Origin of the sequence: Brevundimonas sp. (assembly GCF_016742135.1) — a bacterium.
Classification (GTDB): Bacteria; Pseudomonadota; Alphaproteobacteria; order Caulobacterales; family Caulobacteraceae; genus Brevundimonas.
The window spans coordinates 148,759-173,729 of the sequence record NZ_JACVCG010000004.1 but is presented as its reverse complement, the minus strand read 5'-3'; the positions used below and the strand labels follow the sequence as shown (position 1 = coordinate 173,729).

Below are 24,971 nucleotides of genomic sequence, written 5' to 3'. Positions count from 1 at the left end.
GGGCGGCTGCGTTTGACGCTCGCCCCCTCCACCATCCTTCGGACGGTCCCCCTCCCCCGCTGCGCTGGGGAGGATTGCATTTAGGGTTTTTCCTAATTAGGAAGATCCCATGAACACCCTGTTCAAGGCCCTGTCGCATCCCGTGCGGCGTCGGATCATCGAGATGCTGAGGAAAGGTCCCATGGCGTCCGGCGATATCGCGGCGGCCTTTGACATGACCTGGCCGACCGTCACTGGCCACCTGAACGCCCTGAAGGAAGCGGGGCTGGTCAACCCCGAGCGCGACGGCACCACCATCCGCTATCGCCTCGACATTTCCGCCGTGGAGGAGGCGTTGGCCTTCCTCCTGTCGATCACCGGGGCCCGCAGCCCCTCAGAGGAAGCACAGGACCGTGACTGACTCCCGCCCATCCGCCCCTGCCTCGGCCCTCGATGTGGCCACGCTCGGCATCTCGGCCCTCCTGCTGGGGCTCGGACTCTGGATCTTCTTCGCTGGCCCCACCGGCCTGATGCCCATTCACTTCAACGTCCATGGCGACGCCGATGACTGGGCCGGGCGCGAGACGGTCGGCGGCCTGATCCTGGGGCTGGGTCTTGCGACCCTCGCCCTCAGCGGTGGCCTGGGTCATTTCGCGCGCAAGGCCGGTGACCCGGGCCGCGCCCGTTCCCTGTGTTTTGCGCAACTGGTCACCCTCATCGCCCTGACCGGGGCTTCGCTGTTCGCCGCGGCCGTCAGCCTGTCCGGTGCCACCTCTATAGGCACCCTCGCCCCCATGGCGGCCCTCAGCGCCCTGATGATGGCAACCGGAGCCTTCCTCGGCCGGGTCGGGCCCAACCCGATCGTCGGGGTGCGCACGCCCTGGGCCTTCAAGAGCAAGCTGGCGTGGGAGCGCTCCAACCGCCTCGCCGGCCGCCTGCTGTTCCTGATCGGCCTGTTCGGCCTCGTCAGCGCACCCTTCATGCCCCAGCCGTTCGGCGTCATCGCGGTGGTCGTCGCCGTGCTGGTCGCGGCCGTCGCCTCGGCTGTCGAAAGCTGGCGCGTCTGGCGCGGCGACCCCGACCGCCAGCCCTTCTGATCCTGTTTCTCAAGACGGAGACACTCCCATGCTGTCCGCCCTGATCGCCGCCGCCGCCCTCACCCTGTCCGTTCAGGACCCGGGCACCGCCGTCACCCTTCAGACCGACGCCGGCCCCCTTCACGGCACCTGGCTGGCGCCGGCCGACGCGCCCCGCGCTGTCGGCGTCATCATCGCGGGGTCCGGCCCGACCGACCGCGACGGCAACAGCACCCAGGGCATCCGCGCCTCGACCTATCGCCTTCTCGCCGAGGGTCTGGCCGCCCAGGGCATCGCCACCGTCCGCTATGACAAGCGCGGTGTCGGCGAGAGCCTGTTCACCGGCATGTCCGAGCAGGACCTGCGCTTTTCCCATCTGGTCGATGATGCCGTCGGCTGGGCCGCGCAGGCCGCGGAGCAGGCCGGCCTGCCCTGCGCCTGGCTGATCGGCCACAGCGAGGGAGCGCTGATCGCCCTGGCCGCGACCGAGCGCGACACCTCCGCTATCTGCGGTCTGGTGCTGGTCGCCGGCGCCGGTCGCCCGGCCCGCATCGTGCTGGAGGAACAGCTGGGCCCGCAACTGCCCGAGCCGATGCGCACCCAGGCCTTCACCGCGCTGGCCGAGCTTGAGGCCGGGCGTGAGGTGGAGTCTGTCCCCGGCCTCGAGTCCCTGTTCCGCCCCTCGGTCCAGCCCTATCTGATCTCCTGGCTGGTGCTCGACCCGCGCGCGCTGATCGCGGACTATGATGGTCCGGTCCTCATCGCCCAGGGCCTGACCGACATCCAGACCACCGAAACCGACGCCCGCGCCATGGCGGACGCTCAGCCCGACGCCACCCTCGTGGTCTGGGAGGGCGTCAATCACGTGCTCAAGGAGGCGCCCGCCGAGCGCGCCGCCAACCTGCGCACCTATGGCGATCCGGCCCTGCCGCTGGCCGCGCCGGTCGTGCCCGACATCGCCGGCTTCATCCTGCAGCCGCGCTAGAGCAGCTCCACCGCTCCCTGCGAAGCAGGGTTCATCACGGCGACCACCGGTCTCACAGAGGACACAACGAGGTCGTGCGCGCCGCCCCCTTTGTGCCCTTCGTGCCGCCTTTGTGGCCTTTGTGATGAACCCCTTTCTTCCCCCTTCTCCCCATCGTGGGAGAAGGTGTCTGGCGGAGCCTGACGGATGAGGGGGGCGTCCGATCCGGAGCAGAACGCAACGCGGGAGCCCTGACCTCAACGGCCCCTCATCCGAGCCGCTCCGTGGCCCATCCGTCGGGCGTCGCCCTCCACCCAGAAGGGGAAAAGGAATGCTGAGCCGACGCCCTCAGCTCGGATATCCGCCGCCGAATTCCCCAACCCTTTCAACGCCCCTCCCGTTTCTCGCACCGTTCTTCCCGACCGGGTCGCGGGGTGTGCAACCCTCTGCCTGTCTCCGTCGCAGGAGAGGCGCCTCGGGACCCAGGCACTGAAGCGGCGGCGGAGGCCGGTCGAGCGGGATTGCCCGGGGCGAAACCCCGGGGTCCGGGGTGTTTCTGGACGCCTCGCCCGTCGCGGGCCGAGAGACTGGGACCTGCTGTCGAACCGGGACAGGCGAGGTCGGGACCGCAAGCTTTTGGGCGCCCCGACTCCCGGCTGAAGAGACAGTCCCCCCAGGCGCTCGCGTGAACCGACCGGGGCGGCGCCAGGCTATGGGGCCGAAAATCACACACGCTCCCTGACGGCGAAAGCACGGGAGCAACGGTTCCGGGCCCCCGGCCCGCGCGCCGCCCGCCTCTCCATCACCTCTGCCCCCCGGGCGAGAGGGGTTTGGGCGTGAGAAGATGCGCGCGGGGAGGAGATGAATGACGCCATCCCAAGCTTCAGCCCGCCGCCAGCGTCTCCTGAAAGCGCACCGGGCGGCCGTGGGCGCTGCCCTGCAGCTCGCCGTCGCGCATGACCACCCGGCCGCGCACGATCGTCGCCATCGGCAGGCCCTGGACCTCCATGCCGTCGAACGGGGTCCAGCCCGAGCGCGTGGCCATGTCCTCGTGCTTCAACACGGTCTTCGCCTTCAGGTCGACCAGCGTCAGGTCGGCGTCATAGCCCTCGGCCATCCGCCCCTTGCCGGCGATGTTGAAGATGCGTTGCGCCCCGGCCGAGGTCAGGTCGATGAACCGCTCCAGCGTCATCCGCCCCTCTGCCACATGGGTCAGCATGACCGGCACCAGCGTCTGGACCCCCGGCATGCCCGACGGCGACGCCGGATAGGGCCGCGCCTTTTCCTCGAGCGTATGCGGGGCGTGGTCCGAGCCCAGCACGTCGACGACCCCCTGGGCGATGCCGCGCCACAGCCCCTCGATATGCGGTCGATTGCGGATCGGCGGGTTCATCTGGGCCAAGGCCTTGAGCCGCTCGTAGGCCTCGTCCCCGTCCAGCGTCAGATGCTGGGGCGTCACCTCGACAGTGGCCACATCCCTAGCGCCCGCCAGAAACTCGATCTCCTCGGCGGTGGTCACGTGCAGCACGTGGATGCGCGCCCCACATTCGCGCGCCAGTCCCACCAGCCTGCGCGTACTGCGGATGGCGCTTTCGACATCGCGCACCTCCGGGTGGCTGGTCCAGTCCCCGGGCCGCGCCAGACCGCGCCGCTCGGCCAGCCGGTATTCGTCCTCGGAGTGGAAGGTCGCCCGGCGGTTCACCCGCTTCAGGATATCGCGCACTCCGTCGTCGTCGGCGACCAGCAGCGTGCCCGTCGAGGCCCCCATGAACACCTTGACCCCGCAACAGCCCGGCAGCCGCTCCAGCTCGTCCAGATACGCCGCATTCTCATGCGTGCCGCCGATGTAGAAGGCGTGGTCTGTCCACATCCGGTCCCGCGCCCGCGCCAGCTTGTCGGCCATGGCGTCGGCGTCGGTGGTGGTCGGCTCGGTGTTCGGCATTTCGAAGACGGCGGTCACCCCGCCCAGCGCCGCCGCCCGGCTGCCGGTCTCCAGGTCTTCCTTCCACTCCAGCCCCGGCTCGCGGAAATGGACCTGGGTGTCGATCACCCCCGGCAATACAGTCAGGCCCGCGGCATCCACCACCTCTCCGGCCGAGGCCTGCGACAGATCCCCGACGAAGGCGATCCGGCCGTCGCGCACGCCCACGTCGGCCGGTCCCCGTCCGGCGTGATTGGCGACCTCGCCGCCCCGCACGATCAGGTCATAGCTGTTGCCCATGGAGATACTCCTGCCGGTCAGGTCAGGCGGCATCGGTCGTCAGACGCCGCATGCAGGCTTTCAACACCCTCTCCGCCGGAAGGTCCATCATATGCTGCAGGGCCTGATTGAAATGCGGGTCCATGACGCGGAATTCCTCAAAGCTGCGTGGCCCGCGCAGGGTCTGGCCGCCCCAGGGCCCGCGCAGGGACTCGTCCGATGGCCCGAATACGGCCGTGACCGGCACGCCCGCGGCCACCGCCAGCTGGGTCCACAGCGAATCCCCGCCCAGATAGAAGTCCGCTCGCCCCAGGGCCGCGACCATCGCCAGCGGCGACAGCTTGCCCTGCGCCTCGATCACCCGCTCACGCCGCACGGCCAGCCGGATGGTGTGGGCTGCATCGCGGTCCCCCCCCCCGCCGACGATCAGCAGGCGCCCGCCCTCAAGCGGTCCGCCCTCGCCCAGCAGGGCCAGCGCCACCTTGGCATAGCGCTCGGCCGGCCACAGACGCCCGATCCAGTCCGCCCCCGGCCCGACGGCCAGCAGCGGTCCCTCTGCGGGTCCCAGCAGGGCCTCGGCGGCCTCCACATCCTCGGGCGTCGGGTGCAGCCTCGGTGCCGGGACCTCATCAAGTTGCAGAACCCGGGCCGCCGCCTCGACGGCATGCAGGCCGTCCGGCATTTCGCCCCGTACGGCCCGCTTCCTTCGTCTCAGCCAGCCCGACAGTCCCGTGCCGCGCATATCGACGACCAGACCCCAGTACGTGCTCCGCACCTGGTTCCACAGGCCGGTGAGCTCGGCCAGCCCCTCCCCTTTCAGGATCAGCGTCCGGTCCAGACGCGGCACCCCGGCAAACAGCGGCGCGCTGGCGGGCGAGCCCACCACGGTGAACCGCGCCTGCGGCAGGGCCTCGACCAGATGATCCAGCACGCCAGAACTCATCACCGCCATCTCTGGGTCGGCTTCCGCGATGTAAAGGACGGGAAAGGCCGTGCGCATGATCGCACCGTATACGGATTCTCGGGGACGGGCAGCCGCATCGCCCTCGCCAAGCCGCCGGGACCGCCCTATCTGTGGACCATGTCCACCCGCATCGCTTCCCTCCCAGATCGCGCCCTCGTCCGGGTCAGCGGCCCGGAGGCGCGGACCTTCCTCAACGTCCTGCTGACGCAGGCGGTCTTGACCCTCCAGCCCGGCGAGCTGCGCTTCGGCGCCCTGCTGTCCCCGCCGGGCCGTCTGCTGTTCGATCTGTTCCTGTTCGGCGAGGACGACGGCGTCCTTCTGGACGTCGCCGTCGACCGCAGGGACGCCCTGATACAGCGCCTGACCCTCTATCGCCTGCGCGCCGACGTCACGATCCAGCCCGCAGAGGGCACGGTTCAGGTCCTGTGGCCGGCCGCGTCCGACACGCCCGGCACCCCCGATCCGCGCCTGCCCGCGCTCGGTCACCGCCACTACGGTGCGCCCCTGCCCCCGACGGCCGAGGCCGCCGACTGGCACGACCACCGCCTGTCGCACGGCATTCCCGATCCGGCCCGCGATGGTGGCACCGACACCACCTATCCGATCGAGGCCGACTTCGACCTGCTCAACGGCATCGACTTTTCCAAGGGCTGTTTCATCGGTCAGGAGACCACCTCGCGCATGAAGCGGCGCGGTGCCATCCGCAACCGCATGCTGGCGCTTGAGGTCGAGGGCGACCTGCCCCCCTTCGGCACCGAGGTCCTGAACGGCGACCGCCGCGCGGGCCAGACCCTGTCCGGCCTCGGCAATCGCGTCATTGCCCTGCTGCGCCTCGACCGGCTGGACGGGCCACTGACGGTCGAGGGTCGATCCGCCCGCCCGGTCTGGCCCGACTGGCTGCCCCGGGACTAGCCGGGCAGCCTCCGGGCCTTGGCGTCCCAGCTGGAAGCGGCGATCCTCAGGGCCGTCGCCAGCCACCGCATCCGGGTCGCCGGATCCTGCGTCAGCCGCGCCACGCGGACCATTGGCGCCACCATCGACAGATGCCCCTGCCCCCGGAACTGCAGGATCGACAGCAACGCCGCCTCATAGGCGCGGATCGCGGCATCCGCCTGTCCCTCGCGCTCATAGACCTCCGCCAGCCACAGCTGCGACGCAATCAGGGCGTCGGGGCTGGTCTGGCCCAACTCGCCGACCACGCCCGGCGGCTGCACGACGGCCTTGCTGTCCTGCGCGCGCGCCTCACCCGCAAACACCAGGGCGAGGCCGAGCACGATCAGCGTGAGCAGGAATGGTATGCGAGTCACCCGTCCTCCTTGCCAGATCACACTCCGCCCGGCGTCTGACGGGACATGACTCTTGCGTCCAGAGGCCAGCCCGGCGACCCTGCAGCCATGACCGACTCGCCCGTGCCCGACACGACCGGCCGCTGTGGCTGGTGCGGCACCGACCCCCTCTATGTCGCCTATCACGACCAGGAGTGGGGCGTGCCCGAACGCGACCCGCGCGCCCTCTGGGAAAAGCTGGTGCTGGACGGCTTCCAGGCGGGGCTGTCGTGGATCACCATCCTGAAGAAGCGCGAGGCCTTTCGCGCCGCCTTCGACGATTTCGATCCGGAAAAGGTCGCCCGCTATGGCGAGGCCGACCGCCAGCGCCTGCTGAACGATGCCGGCATCGTCCGCTCGGCCGCCAAGATCGACGCCACCATTTTCGGTGCCCGCCGCTGGCTGGAGTTGCGGGATCAGGGCCGCGACATGTCGGACTGGCTGTGGTCCTTCGTCGACGGCCAACCCCTTCAGGGCAATCGCCAGACCCTGGCCGACATTCCGGCCCAGACCCCGCAGTCGGTCGCCATGGCCAAAGCCCTGAAGGCCGAGGGCTTCAAATTCTGCGGCCCCGTGATCGTCTATGCCTTCATGCAGGCGACCGGCATGGTCAACGATCACGTGACGACCTGCCCCCGTCACGCGCCGCTGTCGGCGGGACAGGGCTGATGCTTCCCCGTCCCGATCTGACGTTGGAACAGGAATGGGCCGCCCATGGCCTCGTCTGCGGCGTGGACGAGGCCGGTCGAGGCCCCTGGGCCGGGCCGGTCAGCGCGGCCGCCGTCATCCTTGATCCCGAGCATCTGCCGGACGGGCTGAACGACTCCAAGGCGATGTCAGAAGCCGCCCGCGAGGTAGCCGAGGCCGACATCAAGGCTCGTGCCCTGTGCTGGTCCGTGGCCTTTGCCACGGTCGAGGAAATCGATCGCCTGAACATCCTGCGCGCCACCGAACTGGCCATGCGCCGCGCGGTTCAGGGTCTGGCTCACTGCGCGGCTCTCGCCCTGATCGACGGCAATCATGCCCTGGACGTCGGCTGCCGCTCGGTTGCGGTCATCAAGGGCGATGCACGGTCGGCCTCCATCGCCGCCGCCTCCATCCTCGCCAAGACCACGCGCGACCGGCTGATGCACGAAATGGAGGACGAACATCCGGGCTACGGCTTTGCCCGGCACAAGGGCTACGGCGTGCCGGTGCACCGTCAGGCGCTCGACCGCCTCGGCCCCTGCGCCCAGCACCGCCGCTCCTTCGCGCCGATCCGCCTGATGATTGAAGAGCGACTAAGCGCCTAGAGCGCCATGGCCCCGCCCAGCAGGGCTCCCATCAGGGCCGCGAACAGGCCCCCGCCGACCAAAATCATCCAGTGCGGAATCTCTTCGTTCGCGGCTCTGGCATGCTCAACATTGGCAGCCATGAAGCGGTCGCGGCGGGGTTCCGGCGCGCGCCAGGCTACGGTCTGGAAGGCATCAACGGCCCGGTCCGACCGGACCAGTCCCCGGCCCGCAAATCTGGCCTCGCTGCCCATATCGCCCCCGTGGATGTCTCTGATCGTCTGCATAACCACCAAACGGCATCACTCCCCGGGAGTTCCCGCGAAGGAGTTGCCGCGGATCAAGCCGCCTGCGGCAGGACCACCGGCTCGGGGGTCACCACGAACAGCAGTTCGACATTCCGCAGGCGACCGACCGTGCCGACCTTTTCGCCCTTCGGATTATGGATGCCGATGCGCGCGCCGACATAGCGGGGATGGGCGATCTCGATCACCTGGACATGCCCGCGCGCCGACAGCATGCCGGTCAGCGCCTCCCGGTCCAGATAGCCCTCGTCATTGAACGACACGACCAGATTGGGGGCGCGCAGGCCTTCGATCACCGCCGCCAGCGCCGGCCCGATTCCCGGCCGGCTGTTGAAGGCGCTTTTCCGCGTCCTCACGTCGATCCGCTTGTTGGCGATGCCATAGGTCTCGGGCTTGTCCCACAGCACCAGACTCTCCCAGCAGTGATAGTTCCCCAGATAGGAATGCTGGTTATAGGGCGGGTCCAGATAGACCAGATCGGCCTCGATCTCGGGCGCGATCTCGACCGCATCGGCCTGCGTCGCCCGGCACGGTGCTCCCACCGACGGCAGCACATCCGGCATCCGCAGTTCGAGGGCTTTGAGCGCGCGCGGGGCCCATTGCTTCATATAGGCCATCTGCACCCCGGCCGTGGAATCGACCCGGTCGGCCGCCTCCATCAGGCTGACCAGCGCGATGGCCTTCAGCTCCGGTTCCAGATCCAGCGTCTCGATCCGCTCGCGCATGGCATCGATCCGCGCGCCATTGTCCGGATGGAAATAGCGGGCGTCCTCGCAGAAGGCCCGGGTGAACCAGCCGGCTTCGGGCTTCAGCGCGCGCAGCTCGGCCAGTACCGCCTCGGCCCGGTCCAGCCACCGCTCCCGGTCTGCCTGCACATAGGCGGTGGCCAGGGTGTGGGCATAGGCATTGTGGTCATTCGACCAGACCCGATAACCCGCCCGCTTCAGCGCATGCCCGACCCGTGCCGACCCGGAAAACAGATCGCAGACCGTCGTCCCCGGCCCCGCCAGCGCGCCGATCGCCGAGGTCAACTGCCCCAGCAAAGCCCGCTTCGAGCCGATATATTTGATCATCCGGGGCCGTCAGGTCTTCCGGGCGCGTTTCGCCTTCGACGGAGCATGCGCCAGCCGCAACAGATTCGCAGCCCCCGGCGCACCAAAGGGTGTCCCGGCCAGGATGAGGATCCTCTGCCCCGGCTGGGCCAGGCCATAGTCCATCGCCCCGTTGACCGCATCGTCGGTCACCTGCTCCAGCGAGTCCGGCTGGCGGCCCAGGCGCGGCTCCAGCCCCCAGACCAGCGCCAGCCGCCGCGCCGTGTCCGGATTGGGCGTCAGGGCCAGCACCGTATGCAGCGGCCGCTCGCGTGCCATCCGCCGGGCCGTGCCGCCCAGCGTCGTGAACACGACGATACAGGCCGTCGACTGGGCCTCGCCGGCCTTCCTCGCCGCCGCCACCAGCGCATCGGCGTCGATGTCGTCCATGCCCGCATGTTCGGCATCCATCAGGCTGGGCCAGACCGGATCCCGCTCCACCCGCTCCATGATGCGGTTCATGATCGTGACCGCCTCGACCGGATAGTCGCCCGAGGCCGTCTCGGCCGACAGCATCAGGGCATCGGCCCCCTCATAGACGGCATTGGCGACATCGCTGGCCTCCGCCCGGGTGGGCGCAGGTGCCCCCGTCATCGATTCCAGCATCTGGGTCGCCACGATCACCGGCACGCCTCTGTGCCGCGCCGCGCGGATGATGGCCTTTTGCGCGACCGGCACCTCCTCGGGGTCCAGCTCCACGCCCAGATCGCCGCGCGCCACCATCACCCCGTCGGAATAGTCGAGGATGGCCTCCAGATCGTTCAGCGCCTGGGGCTTTTCGATCTTGGCCAGACAGGCCGCCTTGCCGTTCACCAGCCGCTTCAGCTCGGCCATGTCCTCGGCCTTCTGCACAAAGCTGAGCGCCACCCAGTCCACGCCGATCCTGAGGGCAAAGGCCAGGTCTTCGCGGTCCTTGGGCGTCAGGGCTGAAACCGGAATCACCGCCTCCGGCACGGCGACGCCCTTGCGGTCCGACAGTTTCGAACCACTCTCGACCGTCACATCGGCCCAGTCGTCCGAGCGCTTGCCGACGCGCAGCCGCACCCGCCCGTCGTCCAGCAGCAGCAGCATGCCCTCGCGCAGGGCCTTGAAGATTTCCGGATGCGGCATCTGCACCCGCGTCTCGTCGCCGGGAGCGGGGTCCAGATCTAACCGCATCCTGTGACCCGGCTTGACGTCGATCTCGACGTCCCGGAACCGGCCCAGCCGCAGCTTGGGCCCCTGCAGGTCCGCCAGCACGCCCAGCGGCCGCTTCAGCGCCATCTCGGCCCCGCGCACGGCCTTCAGCGCCGCCGCATGGTCCTCGTGCGAGCCGTGGCTGAAGTTCAGGCGGAACACATCCACCCCGGCCTGGGCCAGGGCCTTGACCGTGCCGGGCGACCGGCTGGCCGGTCCCAGGGTCGCAACGATCCGGGCGTGTCGGGCTCTCTTCATCGAATATCCATGCCAACGGAGGGGTTTCCCCCTTGTGCCCACGAAAGCGCCTCGGGTTAAGGGCGCCCCCCACCCCGAAACACGAAGTGAGAACCGCTACCGGGACTGGTGCGAGCGGCGGGGGTCGAACCCGCATGACCGAAGTCGAGGGATTTTAAGTCCCTTGCGTCTACCAGTTTCGCCACGCTCGCCAGAGGGCTTATTGCGCCGCCCGTAAGGCCCGGAAGTCGATATCGGAGTTGGCCAGCAGCCAGAGGAAGGCGGCCCAGGCGGCGACATTCTGGTCCAGCGCCTTCGGGTCGATCCGGTCCAGAACGTCGTCGGCCGTATGGTGCCAGTTGAAATAGTCCATCCCGTTCTGGTTCAGGCGAAAAGCGGGCACACCGGCCTGCACCAGCGGCGTGGTGTCGGGCCCGCCCCCGGTGGCCGGAGCCGGATCGAACAGGATGCCCAGCGGGGTCAGCACCCGCATGGCAGCGCGGCGCAGATCGCTGTCGCCCGCTCCGGCCGGCAGGGCCAGACTGTAGATCCGGTCCGCGCCGAAATCGCTCTCGCTGGCGGCGATGTGCATATCCAGCACACCGGCCCGGCGGTCGGCATAGAAGCGCGCCCCGGCCAGACCCTGCGAGGGCGGCGGCTGGCTGACCTCTTCGGCGCCCCACCAGACCACGCGGATCGTGCGGCGTGGCTGGACCGGCAGGTCCTCGATCAGCTTCAGCGCGGCCGTAGTGATGGCAATGCCGGCCCCGTCGTCGATTGCGCCCGTCCCCAGATCCCAGCTGTCCAGATGGCCGCCGATGACGATCACCTGATCAGGAAACTCCCAGCCGACCACCTCGGCCACCACATTCTGCGAGTGGCTGTCGGCGACAAAGCCCGCGCCCGAGACCAGCCGCATGCGGATCGGCTCATCGGTCAGGCGTTGCGCCCGGCGCAGCTGGTCAGCGTCCGGCGGGCTGATGGCAAAGGCCGGGATCTGACCTTCGCCGACCCGGGTCGCCCCCGTATGGGCAAAGCGGTGATCGTGTGTCCCCAGCGAGCGCAGCACATAGCCGACCGCCCCGCGCTTCGCCGCCTCGAACGGCCCCTGCCCCCGGATGGGCGAGCTGGTGCCATAGCCGCGCCCGTCCTGGGCCGGCACCGTGTCCTGCAGCACCACCACGATCTTGCCGGTCAGCGAGCCCTCGGGCTGGTCCAGCAGCTCCTGATAGGTCTCGAAGATCACCGCCTCGGCTTCGATACCGCCTCGCGGTGTCGCAATCGTGCCCCCCAGCGCGGTTGCCACCAGCGCCTGGGGGAAGGGCGACAGGATCTCGACCCGCGTCTCGCCCCGCTCCCACAGCTTCAGCGGAAAGGACTCGATCTCGACATTGGCAAAGCCCATGCCGGTCATCAGCTCGGCACCCCACTGCGCCGACGCCTGTTCCGAGGCCGAACCCGCCGGACGCGCGCCGAACCGGGTGGTCAGTTCCTCGACAATCTCCCACGCCCCGCTGCCCTCAAGGGCGCGATCGCGCAGCTGTTCGGCGATGCGGATGTCCTCGGCGCTCTGGGCCATGGCGCCTTGCCCGCCGGCCAGAATCAGAAGGCCCAGGGCCCCCGCCAGTGTTTTTGCCGCCAGCCGCATGGCCGTCTCCCCCCAATCACAGACCCGCAGTCCTAACGGCTCCGGATCAGGGCGCAAAGCCTGTTCGGCCGGACGGCCTCAGACGTCCTGGAAATAGGGCTCGACCGTCCCCTGCAGCTTGACCGTCAGGGCCTTGCCGCGCCGGTCCACCCGGTTACCGACCGCCAGCCGCACCCAGCCTTCCGAGACGCAGTATTCCTCGACATTGGTCTTTTCCTCGCCCTTGAAGCGCACGCCCACGCCCCGGGCCAGCACGGCTTCATCGTGGAATTTGCTTTCGGGGTCGACGCACAGGCGATCAGGCGGGGTATCGGACATGCCGGGTCCTCAGGCGAGCAAGACGGAGAGCGCCGTCATAGGGCCTCCGCCGATCAAGGCAAGGGGCGCGGCCTATTGCACCGTCTGGCGAGCCGGGCTGCGGGCCGGGGTCTCGGCCGGAGACGACGCCCGCTCGGCCGGGGCTGCCTCGGCAGCGGGCGGCGGCGTCTGGCGGGCGGGCGGCGGGGCCTGGCGGGGCGTCTGGCGCGGCGGTGCCTCGCGCGCGGGCTGCGGGCGGGCGGCGGCAGGCTGCGTCGCAGCGGGAGTCGGCGTGTCGGCAGGCGCGGGCGGCGTCGCGGGCGCCGGGGTCCCCTGACTGGCGGCCCGGGCCCGGGCTTCCAGGTCGGGGCGTGTGTTGCGGTTGGCCAGCTTCTCGGTCAGCTCGCGCGCCTCGGCCGGGGGCATCTGGGCCAGGATTGCGGCGAGCGCCCGGGGCCGCATGGCCGCCGCGACCGGCAGCCGCACCTCGTCGTCCAGTGTGACAAACACCGCCGCCGCATCGCGCGGACGCATGGCGGAATAGACCTGGACCAGACGGTCGACCTCGGCCTGTTCCTTTTCGTCGAGCTGGCCCAGCATGCCCTCAACCTCGCCCTTAACGGCATTCAGCTCGGCGATACGGGCGTCCAGCTTCTGCTCGGCGGCGATCAGCAGCGGTAACAGGGTCGCCATCTCCTCTTCCCGCGCATCCAGTTCGACACGACGGCCGGACAGGGACTGGATGACCCTGAGCTCAGCCGGCGAAATTCCGGCCTGATCGGCCAGCTGCTCATCGGTCAGGGTGCAGACCCCGGTCACGGGCGGAGTGGGCGTCTGCGGCCCCTCGGCGGGCACGGCCTCCTCAGCCCAGGCCACGGCCCCCTGGAACAGGCCGGGCACCGAGCCCGCAGCACGCACGGCGATCACCCCGCCGATGGCGATGGCAACGAGAGGCAGAAGGCGGGGCAGCTTGGACATCAGGGACTTTCAGAAAGCGCGACAAACGGGGTCAGGCGGCAAACAGGTCTTCATCCAGACTGCGGCGGGCGCGGTTCAGGCTTTGTTTCGCGGCGTGGTTAGCGGCCAGGGCCTGCAGCACCGGGGCGAACCGTTCGGCGGCCTCGCCGGGCACATCCGGAGCGACGGCCAGGCTCTCCAGCTTGCCGTAAAGGTCGGTCGCGGGGTCCGCGCCCGGGGCCAGCGGGCGTTTCGGCTCTGGCGTAGCGACTGTGGCCGCCGCTGTCCGGACCTCGCGGCCCTCGCGCGCCAGCAGCCCCTCCAGCTCCTGCTTCAGGGCCCGTGCCTTGACGATCCGGTCGTGCAGCAGATCGGTTTCCTGTCCGGCCTCGCGCAGCGTTCTCAACGCGGACTCGGCCCGGCCCGCGGCGCTGTTCAGTTCGGAGATGGCACCGGCGAAGGCCGCCTGCCCTTCGCGGACGGCCTTCAGGCGACGATCCAGCCGCACCCCATAGGCGATGGCGCTGACCAGCAGCAGCATCAGAATGGCGTCCAGAACGGTTCCGATCATGACTGCGTCTTCCTCATGGCCTGTCACTCGCTCGGGCCAGTCGCCGGGCCACATCCACGCGCACCGGCGCCTCGACGCGCACGGCGATGTTCTGACCCTTGCGCCCCATCCGTCCGGTGGTCAGCGGAATGGTGCCGCTGCGGATCGATATTTCGGAATTGGGTGTGGCGTTCAGCATCAGGGTGTCGCCGACCTTGAGGTTCAGCACCCGCGACAGGGGAACCTGCTGTTCATCCAGTACCGCCCGCACCTCGGTGCCCGTGGTCCACAACTCGGTGGCCAGGTGGCCCTCCCAGATGTTGTCGCGGCCGAACTTCTCACCCATGAACTGCTGCAGCAGCATCTTGCGGATCGGCTCCAGCGTTCCGTAGGGCAGCAGCAGCTCGATGCGCCCCCCGCGGTCCTCCATGTCGATGCGCAGCTTGACCAGAATGGCCGCATTGGCCGGCCGGGCGATGGCGGCAAAGCGTGGATTGGTCTCCAGTCGGTCCAGGTTGAAATGCACCGGCGTCAACGGCTCGAACGCGGCCTTGGCGTCATTCAGCACGACCTCGACCATGCGCTGCACCAGCACCCGTTCGATGGTCGTATAGGGCCGCCCCTCGATCCGCAGAGCCGCCGTCCCGCGCCGTCCGCCCAGCAGCACATCGACGATCGAATAGATCAGGTTCGAATCGACCGTCAGCAGGCCATAGTTGTCCAGTTCCTCGGCCCGGAACACCGCCAGGATCGCCGGCAGGGGGATCGAATTCAGATAGTCCCCGAACCGGATCGACGAGATGTTGTCGAGGCTGACCTCGACGTTGTCCGAGGTAAAGTTGCGCAGCGAGGTCGTCATCAACCGCACCAGGCGGTCAAAGACGATCTCCAGCATCGGCAGGCGTTCATAGCTGACCAGCGCCGAGTTGATGATCGCCCGGATGCCCGAGCGCTCCTCGTCGTCGCCGCTCATGTCAAAGCCGAGCAGGCTGTCGATCTCTTCCTGGTTCAGCACCCGTTCCGGCATCAGACCCGGGCGTTCTCCGCCGTCGGTGGCTCCGAACGGATCGTCCTCGGTATCGGCGAGCGCGGCCTGGCTCATCCTAGTTCACCAGCATTTCTTCGATCAGCACGGCTTCCGCCTTGCCGGGTGCCAGGATCAGATTGACCCGACGCAGGATTTCCGCGCGCAGCTGGAAATTCCCCGCCGAGCCGTTCAGGTCCTCGGTACGCAGTTCGCGCAGGAAGCCCTGGAACATGTCCTGCAGGCGCGGCATCTCGGCCATCAACTGATCGGCCAGGTGCGGGTCTTTCAGTTCCAGCGTCAGCCGCAGTTTCAGATAAGCTGGCCGACCCTCCGCCGTCTGGATGTTCACCACCATGTCGGGCAGGGTGTAGAAGGTCACGCCGTCGGGCCCCTGGGTGATCTTGCCCAGTGCGGGATCGGCCTCGCCGCCTCCCTTGCCGCCGTGGCCGCCGCCCTTGCCGTCTTTCTTCTTGGCGCCGTGACCGTCGCTCTTGGGGGCCTCGTGCCCGTCGCCGCCTTCGGCATGCTCCGCCGCTGCGGGCTTGGGCGACAGCATGAAGAAGGCCCCGGCGCCACCGCCTCCCAGCACCAGCACGGCTGCGGGAATGATGATGAACAGCAGGGGCAGTTTTTTCTTGGCGGGCGGGGCGTCACCTTCGCCATCGCCGGTGCCCTCGGCCACGACGACCTCGGTCCCCTCGGCCTTTTTCTTCTTGCCAATTTTCAGCATGCGCTATGGCCCCACTCTGACGGGCCCAAAGAAGCGGGTTTTGGTTAACGGGGCGTTTAGAACCGGCATTTCCTGCCGGGTGGCATCGGTCCCGGAATAGCTAACATAATGATTTTTCGACGTTAACCTTGTTGGCATGGCCTTTGCGACGCCGTCGGCGAAGGAGTTCCGTCTTGGAAAACGTCGCCTACATCGGACTGTCCCGCCAGATGACGCTGCGCCGCGAGCTCGACATCGTGGCCAACAACATCGCCAATGCGAACACCACCGGCTTCAAGGTCGAGCAGCTGATGGTCGGCACCGAGATCGGCCAGGGTGCCCGCAACGATGCCGTGCGCCCGGGCGTCAGCTTCGTCCTCGACCGGGGCGTGGGTCGCGATTACGGCCAGGGGGCCCTGTCGCAGACCGGACGCACCCTGGACTTCGCCATCGAGGGAGAAGGGGCCTTCTTCACCGTCCAGAACGGCGACGGCGAGGCCTATACCCGGGATGGCGCCTTCACCATCAACCCCGAGGGCCTGTTGGTCACCGCCGCCGGGCTTCCGGTTCTGGGTGATGGCGGCGAAATCCGGCTCAACCCCGCGCGGGGCGCGCCCCAGGTGGCTGGCGACGGCACCATCAGCCAGGACGGCCAGGTCGTCGGACGCCTGACGGTGGTGCGTTTCGACACCCTGTCGGTGCTCGAAAAGACGGGTAATGGCCTCTACCGCAACACCTCCAACACCCAGCCGATGGATGCCCCCGACGCCCGCATCCATCAGGGCATGCTGGAAGGATCGAACGTCAATCCGATCCTGGAAATCACCAATCTGATCGAGATCAGCCGCAGCTATGAGCGCATCTCGAAGATGATCGAACAGAGCAACGAACTGAGCCGCAAATCCGTCGAGCGGCTGGGACGCGTCGGCTGATGACGGCCCCCATCGCCCTTCCGAGGAGAGTTATTTCATGAGAGCGCTACGCACCGCCGCCTCCGGCATGTCGGCCCAGCAGCTGAACGTCGAGGTCATCTCCAACAACATCGCCAACATGAACACGGTCGGCTTCAAGCGTCAGCGGGCCGAGTTCCAGGACCTGCTGTACCAGAACGTCGAGCGCATGGGTGGCAGCTCCTCGGCGCAGGGTACGGTGGTCCCGACCGGCATCCAGATCGGGGCCGGCGTGAAGGCCGGCAGCGTCTATCGCATCACCGATCAGGGCACACCGACCCAGACCGGCAACCGCCTGGACCTGGCCATCGACGGCAAGGGCTATTTCCAGATCACCCTGCCCTCGGGGGAAACCGCCTATACCCGCGCCGGCAACTTCTCGGTCAATGGCGAGGGTCAGGTCGTGACCGACGACGGTTACCCCCTCGAGCCCGCCATCAGCATCCCGCAGGACGCCATCGACGTCTTCATCTCCAAGGCGGGCGAGGTCCAGGTCATCCAGTCCGGACAGACCGAGCCGACCGTGGTCGGCCAGATCGAGATCGCGACCTTCTTCAATGAGGCGGGCCTCGAGGCCATCGGCGACAACCTGCTGCTGGAAACCGCCGCCTCGGGCCCCGCCACCCCCGGCGCCCCGGGCGAACCCGGCTTCGGCCAGTTGCTGCAGGGCTATACCGAGGCCTCGAACGTCGATGCCGTGTCCGAGATCAGCGCCCTGATCATCGCCCAGCGCGCCTATGAAATGAACTCCAAGGTCATCTCGACCGCCGACGAAATGATGTCGGTCTCGGCCCAGGTGAAGGGCTGATGGCCCGCTTCGCCCGCCGCTTTGCCCTCGGCGTCTGCCTCGCCCTTGCCGCCTCGGCGGCGCTGGCCACGGCGCCGGTCACCCTGCGCGACAACCCGGTCGACGACGACGGCCAGGTCACGCTGGGCGAACTGTTCGAGGGGGCCGGCGCCGCCTCGGGCATCGTCATCGCCCACCGGACCGGCCCGACCGTCGTCCTCGACGCCGGCATGGTCCAGTCGCGCGCCAGCCAGGCCGGTCTGGTCTGGACCAATCCGCGCGGCCTGCGGCGCGTGGTCGTCCGTCAGGGCAGCACAGCCCCGTACGCTCCATCGGCGGCCTCGACCGCGGCCCGCCCCGGCGAGACGGTCGAGGTCCTGACCTGGACGCGCAGCCTCGCCGCCGGCGACATCATCCGCCCCGAGGATCTGGCCTGGACCGAGGTTCAGGCCCACCGCGCGCCCGTCGGCGGCCCGGCTGACGCCGAAGAGGTCATCGGCCTGTCCGCGCGCCGCGCCCTGCGCTCCGGCACGCCCGTGCTCGGCCGCGACCTGGCCCAGCCGCAGGTCATCGCCCGCAACGACATGGTCCAGGTCGCCTATGTCGACCAGGGCCTGAGCCTGACCATCACCGGCCGGGCCACCCGGGACGCCGCCATCGGTGAGCCCGTGCCGATCCTGAACCTTCAGTCCGGCCGAACCATCGAGGCCATCGCCACCGCCCCCGGCCAGGCCATGGTCGGCCCCGCCGCCCACGCCTTCCGCGCCCAGTCCCGCTGACCCGTTCCGCTGAGAGGATCCCATGCGTATCGTCCTGACCCTGACCGCCCTCTCTGCCCTGTCGCTGGGGGCCTGCTCGACCGCCGTCGAGGCCGTGCGAGGCCCCGAACTGGCCCCGATCGGCTACCCCGCGGCGCTGGTTCCCGTCCAGCAGCAGTATCTGCCGGCGCCCGAGACCCGGCCCGCCAGCGCCAACAGCCTGTGGCGCAGCGGATCGCGCACCTTCTTTGGGGACCAGCGCGCCCGCCGCGTCGGCGACATCGTCACCGTCCGCATCAACATCGATGACCGGGCCCAGACCCAGAATTCGACCCAGCGGTCCCGCACCAATGACGCCTCCGGTGGCGTCACCAACTTCTTCGGGCTGGAGAACAGCCTCGGCCAGGCCTTTCCGGGCGGGTTCGACCCCGCCAACATGATCGGCGTCCAGGGCCAGGCCAACGCTGCCGGCTCGGGCAGCGTCAACCGCTCCGAGCGGGTCAATCTGACCATCGCCGCGGTCGTGACCGACGTCCTGCCCAACGGCAATCTGATCATCCAGGGCCGTCAGGAGGTCCGCACCAACCGCGAGGTGCGCGAACTGACGGTCGCCGGGATCGTGCGCCCCGAGGACATTTCCTCGGCCAACAGCATCGACCACACCCAGATCGCCGAGGCCCGCATCTCTTACGGCGGGCGCGGTGACATCAGCCGCATGCAGGCCACCCCGGCCGCCCAGTCGCTGGTCGAGCGCTTCAGCCCCTTCTGACCGGACGACCCCTCCGGAACGGCGCACCCGGCAATTTCTGCCGGGGGTGGAAGCGTGGCCGTGAACCGTTAACGGACGACGGCGTTCTTCTCGCCAGAGAGGTGTCGCATGTTCAAGAGTCTCATCCCCGCCGTCGCTGCCCTGGGCCTGGTCGCCCATGCGGCCCAAAGCTACACCGCCGAAGACGGCGCGCCCGTGTCCATGGCCGAACGCCTGGCCACGACGCCGGTTGAGATTGCGCCTGTTGCCCCCGCCCTTGGCTGGCATTTCCATACCGAGGGAGACACCGCCAAGCTGGCCTACGGCGTCGCCAATTCGGATCAGCTGGTGCTGATGCTGATGTGCAGGGACGGCGAGGATAAAGTGTCGGCGCTGGGCTCGGTCCGTGCGGATGCGGACACCGCCACGGCCCAGACCTCCTATCGCGACCCCATGACAGGCGGCATCCTACACGAGGCCGAGATCGACAAAGGTGACGCCGTCCTCGCTGATCTGGCTGCGACGGGCAAGATCACCGTCGTCAGCGACCAGGGCAAGGTTGCCATCGAATCCGCCCCCGGGTCGGCCTCCGCCGATCAGGAAGCCGTGAAGGCCTTCTTCGCCTCTTGCGGATCGGCCCCGGCCTGATCATCTCTTCTCCGTTCGGGAGGGGACACCATGGTTCTGACGCTGGCTGCGCTACTGGCTCTGCACACCGGACTGCCGCAGGCCGAGGGCTGGGTCTGGTCGCTCTATGAGGATTCCCGTCAGACCGTGCTCGCCCGGGAAATCCCGGACACCGACCGGCTGACCACCACCCTGGCCTGCGCGCCGGGCTCGGGACGGATCGTGGTCAGCTTCTACGACCTTCCGCCGCGCACGGGCTTTGCCAGCTTCCGCTCGGGCAACGCCAGCGGTACGGCCCAGCTGGCGGGAGGCGACGGCTCCGACCCCTTCTCCCTCACCATCCGTACCGACCACCCCGCCGTGGCCAACTTCACCGCCAGCGGCGCGCTTGAGGTCGTGGCCGGCGACCAGACCCGGACCATCGCCGTCTCGCGCCCGCATCTTGCCAAACTGCGCCGGTTCACGGAAATCTGCGCGGATTGAGCCGAACGGCTTGAGGGGACCCCATGCGCGCCACCACATTGCCGCTCCTGGTCGCTGTCCTGGCACTCGGGGCCTGCGCGTCGATGGAAGCCGCGCCCGCGACCCTCACCGCGACCGAGACCCCGGGCGCCCCCCGCCCAATCGCCGATCACGACTGGTCGTTCCTCGTCGAGGATGATCAGGCTTCCCTCGCCTATGGCCGGAACGAAAGCGACGACGTCTGGCTGTCGCTGGCCTGCGACAGGGGCACCCGGCGCCTGGACCTGTTCCGCCCCGCCGACGCCGACCGGCAGGCGGTCATCTATCTGGAGTCCGGCGGCGAGACCGAGCGCTTCACCGGCCGGATCGAGCCTTCCGAACTGTTCGAATATGGCGAGGTGTTCGCCGAGGCCGCCACCAGCGCCCCGGTCTTTCAGCGGTTTCGCCGCCTCGGCTGGCTGGGTCTGCACGATGCGGAGGGCCGGGCCCTGATGGTAGCTCATCCGGCCTCAACCGACGGCATAGAGCGCTTCTTCGCCTTCTGCGGCTGAGCCTCCGCTTGACGGGACGGTCCCCCTCGTCTCGACTGGTCGCTCGATCTCAGGGGGAATGGATCCATGAACAGACCGGCTCTGGCCACGGCGCTCGCAGCGCTCATGATCGGTGTCTCCGCCTGCGCCACGCCCGCTTCGGGCCCGGCGTCGCCGCCCACGACCACGGCCTCCTCCGCCAGTCAAGGCCTGGCCGCCGTCATCGCCGACTATGAAGCCTTTCTCAAACGCCACGACCCCTTCGGCGCCTCGCAGGAAGGCGACGAGGCCGCGAAATCCCGCCTGCCCGACCTGTCACGCGAAGGCGAACTGGCCCGTCGCCCCGAACTGGTCGCCCTGTCCGACCGGCTGGCCGCCATCGACGTCGCCGCCCTCAGCCCGGCCGAGGCCCAGAACCACGCCTTTGCCACATGGCTGATCACGCGGTCGATCGAGGGCATCGACCTCGATGTCTCGCGCATGGCCTTCAACTCCGAGGGCGGCTTTGGCCAGTCGGCGGCCTATATCGCCGGCTCGGCCCGCCTGACCGACCGCGACGACGTCGAGGCCTGGCTGACCCGGCTCGAGGGCATGGGCCCCCTCTTTGACGCCACCCTGGCCAATGCGCGGCGCGGCCTTGACACCGGCCTCCTGCAGTCGCGGTCCGTGGTCGAAAGCGCCCTGCTGCTGGCCGAGACTGATGCGGCCCTGACCGCCGCCACCGACCCCCTGCTGCGCCCCACCGCCAACCTTCCGGCCTCGCTCCCCGAGGGCGAACGCCGCGCGTATCAAGCCCGGGCCGAGGCCATCGTCCGAGACCACATCCAGCCGCGCCGTCTGGCCTGGCGGGACTTCCTCAGGGACGACTATCTGCCGGTCGCGCCCGAAACCCCCGGTCTGGTTCACCGCCCGGGCGGCCGCGACATCTATGCCTGGCTGGTCGTGGGCTACACCACCACCGACCTCACCCCCGATCAGGTCCACCAGATCGGCCTCGACGAAGTCGCTCGCATCCGCGCCCGCATGGAGGTCGAGATGCGCGCCGCCGGCTGGACCGGCGACTTCCCAGGCTTCCTGACCTTCCTGCGCACCGACCCGCAGTTCTACGCCACCACCCGCGAGGAGCTGCTGGAAAAGGCCTCGGAGATGTCCAAGCGCGCCGATGACGGCCTGCCCGCCCTGTTCGGTACCCTGCCCCGCCTGCCCTACGGGGTCCGGCCCGTGCCCGCCGAGATCGAGGCCAACTACACGACCGGCCGCTACTTCTCGGGCTCGATACGGAACGGCATCGCGGGCGGCTATATGGTCAACACCTCGAAGCTGGATCAGCGCCCGCTGTACGAGCTCCCGGCCCTGACCCTGCACGAGGCCGTGCCCGGCCACCATCTGCAGATCGCCCTGCAACAGGAAGCCGCCGACCAGCCCTATTTCCGGCGCGACGCCAATGTCACTGCCTTTACCGAGGGCTGGGGCCTCTATGCCGAATTCCTCGGCGAGGAGATGGGCTTTTACCGCACCCCCTACGAACGCTTCGGCCGTCTCAGCTATGAGATGTGGCGCGCCTGCCGCCTCGTGGCCGATACCGGCATGCACTGGATGGGCTGGTCCGTCGACCAGGCCCGCGCCTGCTTCGCCGAAAACTCGGCGCTGGCCCCCCACAATATCGAGACCGAACTGCAGCGCTACGTCGGCTGGCCCGGTCAAGCCACAGCCTACAAGATCGGCGAGATCCGCCTGCGCCAGATCCGCACCCGCGCCGAGGCAGCGCTTGGTGACCGCTTCGACGTCCGCGCCTTCCACGACGCCCTGCTGGTCCCCGGCCCTCTCCCCCTCGCCCTCCTCGACGCCCACATGGACCGCTGGATCGAAGCGCAGCGGGCGAAGCCGTAGTCATCCGCGACCCGAAGGGCGGCGGGGAGCCTGAAAGGGGGTTGAGGGTGAGGGATCACCCTGTTGGATCCCGAAGGGCATTCAAGACTATCGGTCGAGGACGGCGACGCGCTTCAGCCGCTTCAACTGAAGGCGCATGAAGGGGTTTGTCGGCGGATGTACGATAGTGCGGTCTTGATCACGGGCCCACGGATCAATGTCCAGAAATGCGACGGGCAGCACCGGAGACCGGCGCCACAGGATGCGGAGGGCTGAATGAAGCCGGGCGTGCAGGACCACAATGGCCGCCGTGGGGTCCGTCATCATGACGCGCCCGAGCGCCCTCGCCGCCTGTAGCCGACGCCCCGCCGACCAGTGGTTCCTTGCGGCTGCGACCAGTTCCAGCGCCCTGATCCAGCGATTCAGCCAGGGAGGCGGGACGAGGTGCGGGAAGGCCTGGGCGTGAAGCTGGCGGGCCAGGCGACGGGAAGCGGCCATGATGTCGACATCGCGGGACATGGCTCCCTCGCGTTTGCGATAGCCGACCAGGAACTGGCGGGTCGCGCACGCCGGGCCATGCCCGGTCAGCCCCAACTGCAACAGATAGTCCTCGCACCCCTGGCAACCCGCCGCGTGCAGCCTCACGTCATAGCCCCCGACGGCGTCGAAAGCGGACCGCGCCATGATCATGCCGCTGCCGTTGCCGACGAGATTGGAGAACAGCATCCGGTAGAAGACCGTGCCTTCCGCGCCGGCATTCAATCCGGACCCGATCACATTTGACCCGGAATCAATCAGGCGGCAGGGAGCATAGGCGAAGGCGGGCGGCTCCGGCGCCGCCTGCATGAGCTTGACGAGGGTTTCCACATACCGGGGGTGCCACAGGTCGTCTGCGTCTAAGGGCGCCAGAAGCGGTCCTGACGTCGAGGCGGCACCTGTGTTCCGGGCCACCGCCACGCCGCTGTGGGGGATCGAGATCACGCGTGCGCGGGCATCCGTCACGGCGAAATCGGCGGCAATCGCGGGCGTCCGATCGGTAGACCCGTCATCGACGACCACGATCTCGAGATTGGCATAGGTCTGGGCGCCCACGGACGCGAGCGTCTCGGACAGGGTGGCTTCGGCATTGCGGGCCGGTACGATGACCGACACGAGCGGCAGGGCGCGTGCCATCGGGGGCTCATCCGCCCCTTCTGTCGGAGCTCCCGGGGGGATGGGGCTCCTCGCTTGCAAGGGCCCGGCCGCGTACCTAGAAGGAATCATGCAGTCGCGCCAAAGGGTTCCCGCAGGGCGGATCGCCTTCCTCAGCAGCAACGACCAGTGGGGCGGCAGCGAGGAATTGTGGAGTCGTGCCGCGATCACGCTGGCCAAAGCTGGCGTCGAAGTGACGGCTTACAAGCGAAATCTCTATCAGGCCGGGGCGCCTGCCGAAGGCCTTGGGGCTGCGGGCTGCCGGACGGTCGACCTGCAGCCCTTTCGCGGGGTGCCGCGAAAGGTTCAAAAGTTCCTCGGCGCCGTCTGGCCTCACCGGCACCTGCATGACTTTCGCTTGACCCATGATTTCAGGCGGAAACAGCCCGACCTGGCCGTGATCTCGCAAGGCCTTAACTATGACGGTTGGCAGATGGCCGCAACCTGCCGTCGACTGGGCGTGCCTTACGTCCTGATCAGCCAGAAGGCCTCCGACCTGTACTGGCCCCCGGACAGTTGCCGCGAGGCGTTTCAGGCCGCCCATCGCGGCGCGCGGGCCACCCTGTTCGTCAGCCGGCACAATCAAACCCTGACGGAGGAGCAATTAGGTTTCCGGCTACCGCATGGCCGGGTGGTTCGCAATCCTTTCAACGCGGACTGGGACCGGCCGACGCCCTGGCCGGAAAAGGGCGGGGGCTACCGTCTCGCCTGCCTCGCCCGCCTCGACGTCAGGGAAAAGGGCCAGGACCTGATCCTGCGCGTGCTCGCCATGCCGAAATGGCGTCGGCGCGACCTTACGGTCGTTTTGTATGGCAGCGGGCACAATGAGCGTGCCCTCTCCGATCTGGCCGCGATGCTCGGGGTCGAGAAGGTCGAATTCGCCGGATTCTCCGCCACCCCGGCCGCCGTCTGGAGGGACGCCCATGGCCTGATCCTGCCTTCCCGCTGCGAGGGTCTGCCCCTGTCGCTGATCGAGGCGATGCTGCACGGACGGATGGCCATCGTCACCGACGTGGGCGGCAATGGCGAAGCCGTGGTGGACGGCGTAACCGGCTTCGTGGCCGGGGCACCGACCGAAGCGTCTCTCGACGCCGCGATGGAGAAGGCCTGGGCGCGCCGCCGGAACTGGCGGGCCATGGGGGCCACCGGCGCAAGACTCGCGCGGGAACTGGTCGAAGCCGACCCCGCCCGGACCCTCGCCGGATTAATCCTCGACCTTGCCGGTCGCAGTCCTGACGAGGCGAATTGAGTCGTCTACGGCCGGCGGAGATGT

General features: G+C 68.7%; 28 protein-coding genes and 1 tRNA gene. 15 read left to right on the top strand and 14 right to left on the bottom strand.

Going from position 1 to position 24,971, the window contains the following annotated elements:
• The first annotated feature begins 109 nt into the window (after nt 1-109).
• From IBJ06_RS09890 to IBJ06_RS09880, 3 genes are read left to right on the top strand one after another with little or no spacing between them, the layout of a single operon-like run.
• Nucleotides 110-400 carry a metalloregulator ArsR/SmtB family transcription factor gene (locus tag IBJ06_RS09890; protein WP_292159769.1) on the top strand — a complete coding sequence of 97 codons (291 nt, stop codon included), beginning with the start codon at nt 110-112 and terminating at the stop codon, nt 398-400.
• The gene (locus tag IBJ06_RS09885) at nt 393-1,076 is read left to right on the top strand and encodes an SdpI family protein (RefSeq protein WP_292159767.1); all 684 of its coding nucleotides are present in this window, start codon (nt 393-395) and stop codon (nt 1,074-1,076) included. Before IBJ06_RS09890 ends, IBJ06_RS09885 begins: the two co-directional genes overlap by 8 nt.
• Before the next feature lie 28 nt (nt 1,077-1,104).
• A complete protein-coding gene (locus IBJ06_RS09880; protein ID WP_292159766.1) occupies nt 1,105-2,040 on the top strand; it encodes an alpha/beta fold hydrolase in 936 nt (311 codons plus the stop codon).
• 862 nt (nt 2,041-2,902) lie between these two features.
• Here IBJ06_RS09880 and IBJ06_RS09875 read toward each other — a convergent pair.
• Complete coding sequence (locus IBJ06_RS09875; protein ID WP_292159765.1) at nt 2,903-4,240, bottom strand: dihydroorotase; 1,338 nt, start codon at nt 4,238-4,240, stop codon at nt 2,903-2,905.
• A 22-nt stretch (nt 4,241-4,262) separates the two neighbouring features.
• On the bottom strand, nt 4,263-5,219 hold the full coding sequence (locus IBJ06_RS09870) for a glycosyltransferase family 9 protein (protein WP_292159763.1): 957 nt from the start codon (nt 5,217-5,219) through the stop codon (nt 4,263-4,265).
• Nucleotides 5,220-5,300: 81 nt separating this feature from the next.
• Here IBJ06_RS09870 and IBJ06_RS09865 point away from each other — a divergent pair, with 81 nt between their 5' ends.
• Nucleotides 5,301-6,095: a folate-binding protein gene (locus tag IBJ06_RS09865; RefSeq protein WP_292159762.1), complete on the top strand. Its 795-nt coding sequence runs from the start codon at nt 5,301-5,303 to the stop codon at nt 6,093-6,095.
• On the opposite strand, the gene IBJ06_RS09860 is transcribed toward IBJ06_RS09865, so the two are convergent.
• Nucleotides 6,092-6,490, bottom strand: coding sequence for a hypothetical protein (locus IBJ06_RS09860; protein WP_292159761.1), 399 nt, complete (start codon nt 6,488-6,490; stop codon nt 6,092-6,094). The two genes, IBJ06_RS09865 and IBJ06_RS09860, sit on opposite strands and share 4 nt — an antisense overlap.
• Nucleotides 6,491-6,577: 87 nt before the next feature.
• On the opposite strand from IBJ06_RS09860, the gene IBJ06_RS09855 reads away from it, so the two are divergent.
• Both IBJ06_RS09855 and IBJ06_RS09850 read left to right on the top strand, forming a co-directional pair.
• Entirely contained in the window at nt 6,578-7,177 is a 600-nt protein-coding gene (locus IBJ06_RS09855) for a DNA-3-methyladenine glycosylase I (RefSeq protein WP_292159760.1), read from the top strand.
• The gene (locus IBJ06_RS09850; RefSeq protein ID WP_292159759.1) at nt 7,177-7,800 is read left to right on the top strand and encodes a ribonuclease HII; all 624 of its coding nucleotides are present in this window, start codon (nt 7,177-7,179) and stop codon (nt 7,798-7,800) included. The genes IBJ06_RS09855 and IBJ06_RS09850 overlap by 1 nt, the downstream gene beginning before the upstream one ends.
• Here the strand turns inward: IBJ06_RS09850 and IBJ06_RS09845 are convergent.
• From IBJ06_RS09845 to IBJ06_RS09800, 10 genes are all read right to left on the bottom strand, one after another.
• Complete coding sequence (locus IBJ06_RS09845; RefSeq protein ID WP_292159758.1) at nt 7,797-8,066, bottom strand: hypothetical protein; 270 nt, start codon at nt 8,064-8,066, stop codon at nt 7,797-7,799. The genes IBJ06_RS09850 and IBJ06_RS09845 overlap by 4 nt on opposite strands.
• 53 nt (nt 8,067-8,119) lie before the next feature.
• The gene (locus IBJ06_RS09840; RefSeq protein ID WP_292159757.1) at nt 8,120-9,157 is read right to left on the bottom strand and encodes a DNA adenine methylase; all 1,038 of its coding nucleotides are present in this window, start codon (nt 9,155-9,157) and stop codon (nt 8,120-8,122) included.
• Between the two features lie 9 nt (nt 9,158-9,166).
• A complete protein-coding gene (pyk, locus tag IBJ06_RS09835) occupies nt 9,167-10,609 on the bottom strand; it encodes a pyruvate kinase (RefSeq protein ID WP_292159755.1) in 1,443 nt (480 codons plus the stop codon).
• 106 nt (nt 10,610-10,715) lie between these two features.
• Nucleotides 10,716-10,800: transfer RNA gene (locus IBJ06_RS09830), tRNA-Leu, on the bottom strand.
• Between the two features lie 8 nt (nt 10,801-10,808).
• Entirely contained in the window at nt 10,809-12,236 is a 1,428-nt protein-coding gene (locus IBJ06_RS09825; protein WP_292159753.1) for a M20/M25/M40 family metallo-hydrolase, read from the bottom strand.
• A 78-nt stretch (nt 12,237-12,314) separates the two neighbouring features.
• Nucleotides 12,315-12,554 carry a DUF3297 family protein gene (locus IBJ06_RS09820; RefSeq protein ID WP_292159751.1) on the bottom strand — a complete coding sequence of 80 codons (240 nt, stop codon included), beginning with the start codon at nt 12,552-12,554 and terminating at the stop codon, nt 12,315-12,317.
• Nucleotides 12,555-12,626: 72 nt separating this feature from the next.
• A complete protein-coding gene (locus tag IBJ06_RS09815; RefSeq protein WP_292159749.1) occupies nt 12,627-13,511 on the bottom strand; it encodes a MotE family protein in 885 nt (294 codons plus the stop codon).
• 31 nt (nt 13,512-13,542) lie between these two features.
• On the bottom strand, nt 13,543-14,061 hold the full coding sequence (locus IBJ06_RS09810; RefSeq protein ID WP_292159747.1) for a DUF6468 domain-containing protein: 519 nt from the start codon (nt 14,059-14,061) through the stop codon (nt 13,543-13,545).
• 13 nt (nt 14,062-14,074) lie between these two features.
• The gene (gene fliM, locus IBJ06_RS09805; protein WP_292159744.1) at nt 14,075-15,142 is read right to left on the bottom strand and encodes a flagellar motor switch protein FliM; all 1,068 of its coding nucleotides are present in this window, start codon (nt 15,140-15,142) and stop codon (nt 14,075-14,077) included.
• Between the two features lies 1 nt (nt 15,143).
• Nucleotides 15,144-15,797 carry a flagellar basal body-associated FliL family protein gene (locus tag IBJ06_RS09800; RefSeq protein ID WP_292159742.1) on the bottom strand — a complete coding sequence of 218 codons (654 nt, stop codon included), beginning with the start codon at nt 15,795-15,797 and terminating at the stop codon, nt 15,144-15,146.
• Between the two features lie 173 nt (nt 15,798-15,970).
• Between IBJ06_RS09800 and flgF the strand changes: the two genes are divergently transcribed.
• The 8 genes from flgF to IBJ06_RS09760 all read left to right on the top strand — a co-directional run bounded on the left by flgF (nt 15,971) and on the right by IBJ06_RS09760 (nt 22,528).
• Nucleotides 15,971-16,708 (top strand): flagellar basal-body rod protein FlgF, encoded by a 738-nt coding sequence (flgF, locus tag IBJ06_RS09795; RefSeq protein ID WP_292159740.1) that lies wholly within the window; start codon nt 15,971-15,973, stop codon nt 16,706-16,708.
• Between the two features lie 37 nt (nt 16,709-16,745).
• Nucleotides 16,746-17,534 (top strand): flagellar basal-body rod protein FlgG, encoded by a 789-nt coding sequence (gene flgG / locus IBJ06_RS09790; protein WP_292159738.1) that lies wholly within the window; start codon nt 16,746-16,748, stop codon nt 17,532-17,534.
• Entirely contained in the window at nt 17,534-18,292 is a 759-nt protein-coding gene (gene flgA, locus IBJ06_RS09785) for a flagellar basal body P-ring formation chaperone FlgA (protein ID WP_292159736.1), read from the top strand. The genes flgG and flgA overlap by 1 nt, the downstream gene beginning before the upstream one ends.
• A gap of 22 nt (nt 18,293-18,314) precedes the next feature.
• A complete protein-coding gene (flgH, locus tag IBJ06_RS09780; RefSeq protein WP_292159734.1) occupies nt 18,315-19,040 on the top strand; it encodes a flagellar basal body L-ring protein FlgH in 726 nt (241 codons plus the stop codon).
• A 108-nt stretch (nt 19,041-19,148) separates the two neighbouring features.
• Nucleotides 19,149-19,667 (top strand): hypothetical protein, encoded by a 519-nt coding sequence (locus tag IBJ06_RS09775; protein WP_292159732.1) that lies wholly within the window; start codon nt 19,149-19,151, stop codon nt 19,665-19,667.
• Nucleotides 19,668-19,697: 30 nt separating this feature from the next.
• Entirely contained in the window at nt 19,698-20,129 is a 432-nt protein-coding gene (locus IBJ06_RS09770; protein WP_292159730.1) for a hypothetical protein, read from the top strand.
• Between the two features lie 23 nt (nt 20,130-20,152).
• Complete coding sequence (locus IBJ06_RS09765) at nt 20,153-20,659, top strand: hypothetical protein (RefSeq protein ID WP_292159728.1); 507 nt, start codon at nt 20,153-20,155, stop codon at nt 20,657-20,659.
• 66 nt (nt 20,660-20,725) lie between these two features.
• Nucleotides 20,726-22,528, top strand: coding sequence for a DUF885 family protein (locus IBJ06_RS09760; RefSeq protein WP_292159726.1), 1,803 nt, complete (start codon nt 20,726-20,728; stop codon nt 22,526-22,528).
• Nucleotides 22,529-22,615: 87 nt separating this feature from the next.
• Here IBJ06_RS09760 and IBJ06_RS09755 read toward each other — a convergent pair whose 3' ends face one another.
• On the bottom strand, nt 22,616-23,680 hold the full coding sequence (locus tag IBJ06_RS09755) for a glycosyltransferase family 2 protein (protein WP_292159724.1): 1,065 nt from the start codon (nt 23,678-23,680) through the stop codon (nt 22,616-22,618).
• 88 nt (nt 23,681-23,768) lie between these two features.
• Between IBJ06_RS09755 and IBJ06_RS09750 the strand changes: the two genes are divergently transcribed.
• On the top strand, nt 23,769-24,947 hold the full coding sequence (locus IBJ06_RS09750) for a glycosyltransferase family 4 protein (protein WP_292159722.1): 1,179 nt from the start codon (nt 23,769-23,771) through the stop codon (nt 24,945-24,947).
• The last annotated feature ends 24 nt before the right edge of the window (nt 24,948-24,971 follow it).

What these genes read in the sequence shown, in the direction of transcription:
- flgA (WP_292159736.1), top strand. Translation starts at nt 17,534, where the DNA reads ATGGCCCGCTTCGCCCGCCGCTTTGCCCTCGGCGTCTGCCTCGCCCTT.
- IBJ06_RS09880 (WP_292159766.1), top strand. Translation starts at nt 1,105, where the DNA reads ATGCTGTCCGCCCTGATCGCCGCCGCCGCCCTCACCCTGTCCGTTCAG.
- IBJ06_RS09750 (WP_292159722.1), top strand. Translation starts at nt 23,769, where the DNA reads ATGCAGTCGCGCCAAAGGGTTCCCGCAGGGCGGATCGCCTTCCTCAGC.
- IBJ06_RS09770 (WP_292159730.1), top strand. Translation starts at nt 19,698, where the DNA reads ATGGTTCTGACGCTGGCTGCGCTACTGGCTCTGCACACCGGACTGCCG.
- IBJ06_RS09865 (WP_292159762.1), top strand. Translation starts at nt 5,301, where the DNA reads ATGTCCACCCGCATCGCTTCCCTCCCAGATCGCGCCCTCGTCCGGGTC.
- fliM (WP_292159744.1), bottom strand. Translation starts at nt 15,142, where the DNA reads ATGAGCCAGGCCGCGCTCGCCGATACCGAGGACGATCCGTTCGGAGCC.
- IBJ06_RS09775 (WP_292159732.1), top strand. Translation starts at nt 19,149, where the DNA reads ATGTTCAAGAGTCTCATCCCCGCCGTCGCTGCCCTGGGCCTGGTCGCC.
- IBJ06_RS09810 (WP_292159747.1), bottom strand. Translation starts at nt 14,061, where the DNA reads ATGATCGGAACCGTTCTGGACGCCATTCTGATGCTGCTGCTGGTCAGC.
- IBJ06_RS09765 (WP_292159728.1), top strand. Translation starts at nt 20,153, where the DNA reads ATGCGCGCCACCACATTGCCGCTCCTGGTCGCTGTCCTGGCACTCGGG.
- IBJ06_RS09755 (WP_292159724.1), bottom strand. Translation starts at nt 23,680, where the DNA reads ATGGCACGCGCCCTGCCGCTCGTGTCGGTCATCGTACCGGCCCGCAAT.
- IBJ06_RS09850 (WP_292159759.1), top strand. Translation starts at nt 7,177, where the DNA reads ATGCTTCCCCGTCCCGATCTGACGTTGGAACAGGAATGGGCCGCCCAT.
- IBJ06_RS09855 (WP_292159760.1), top strand. Translation starts at nt 6,578, where the DNA reads ATGACCGACTCGCCCGTGCCCGACACGACCGGCCGCTGTGGCTGGTGC.
- IBJ06_RS09815 (WP_292159749.1), bottom strand. Translation starts at nt 13,511, where the DNA reads ATGTCCAAGCTGCCCCGCCTTCTGCCTCTCGTTGCCATCGCCATCGGC.
- IBJ06_RS09800 (WP_292159742.1), bottom strand. Translation starts at nt 15,797, where the DNA reads ATGCTGAAAATTGGCAAGAAGAAAAAGGCCGAGGGGACCGAGGTCGTC.
- IBJ06_RS09760 (WP_292159726.1), top strand. Translation starts at nt 20,726, where the DNA reads ATGAACAGACCGGCTCTGGCCACGGCGCTCGCAGCGCTCATGATCGGT.
- IBJ06_RS09820 (WP_292159751.1), bottom strand. Translation starts at nt 12,554, where the DNA reads ATGTCCGATACCCCGCCTGATCGCCTGTGCGTCGACCCCGAAAGCAAA.
- flgG (WP_292159738.1), top strand. Translation starts at nt 16,746, where the DNA reads ATGAGAGCGCTACGCACCGCCGCCTCCGGCATGTCGGCCCAGCAGCTG.
- IBJ06_RS09870 (WP_292159763.1), bottom strand. Translation starts at nt 5,219, where the DNA reads ATGCGCACGGCCTTTCCCGTCCTTTACATCGCGGAAGCCGACCCAGAG.
- pyk (WP_292159755.1), bottom strand. Translation starts at nt 10,609, where the DNA reads ATGAAGAGAGCCCGACACGCCCGGATCGTTGCGACCCTGGGACCGGCC.
- IBJ06_RS09845 (WP_292159758.1), bottom strand. Translation starts at nt 8,066, where the DNA reads ATGCAGACGATCAGAGACATCCACGGGGGCGATATGGGCAGCGAGGCC.
- IBJ06_RS09825 (WP_292159753.1), bottom strand. Translation starts at nt 12,236, where the DNA reads ATGCGGCTGGCGGCAAAAACACTGGCGGGGGCCCTGGGCCTTCTGATT.
- IBJ06_RS09890 (WP_292159769.1), top strand. Translation starts at nt 110, where the DNA reads ATGAACACCCTGTTCAAGGCCCTGTCGCATCCCGTGCGGCGTCGGATC.
- IBJ06_RS09875 (WP_292159765.1), bottom strand. Translation starts at nt 4,240, where the DNA reads ATGGGCAACAGCTATGACCTGATCGTGCGGGGCGGCGAGGTCGCCAAT.
- flgH (WP_292159734.1), top strand. Translation starts at nt 18,315, where the DNA reads ATGCGTATCGTCCTGACCCTGACCGCCCTCTCTGCCCTGTCGCTGGGG.
- IBJ06_RS09840 (WP_292159757.1), bottom strand. Translation starts at nt 9,157, where the DNA reads ATGATCAAATATATCGGCTCGAAGCGGGCTTTGCTGGGGCAGTTGACC.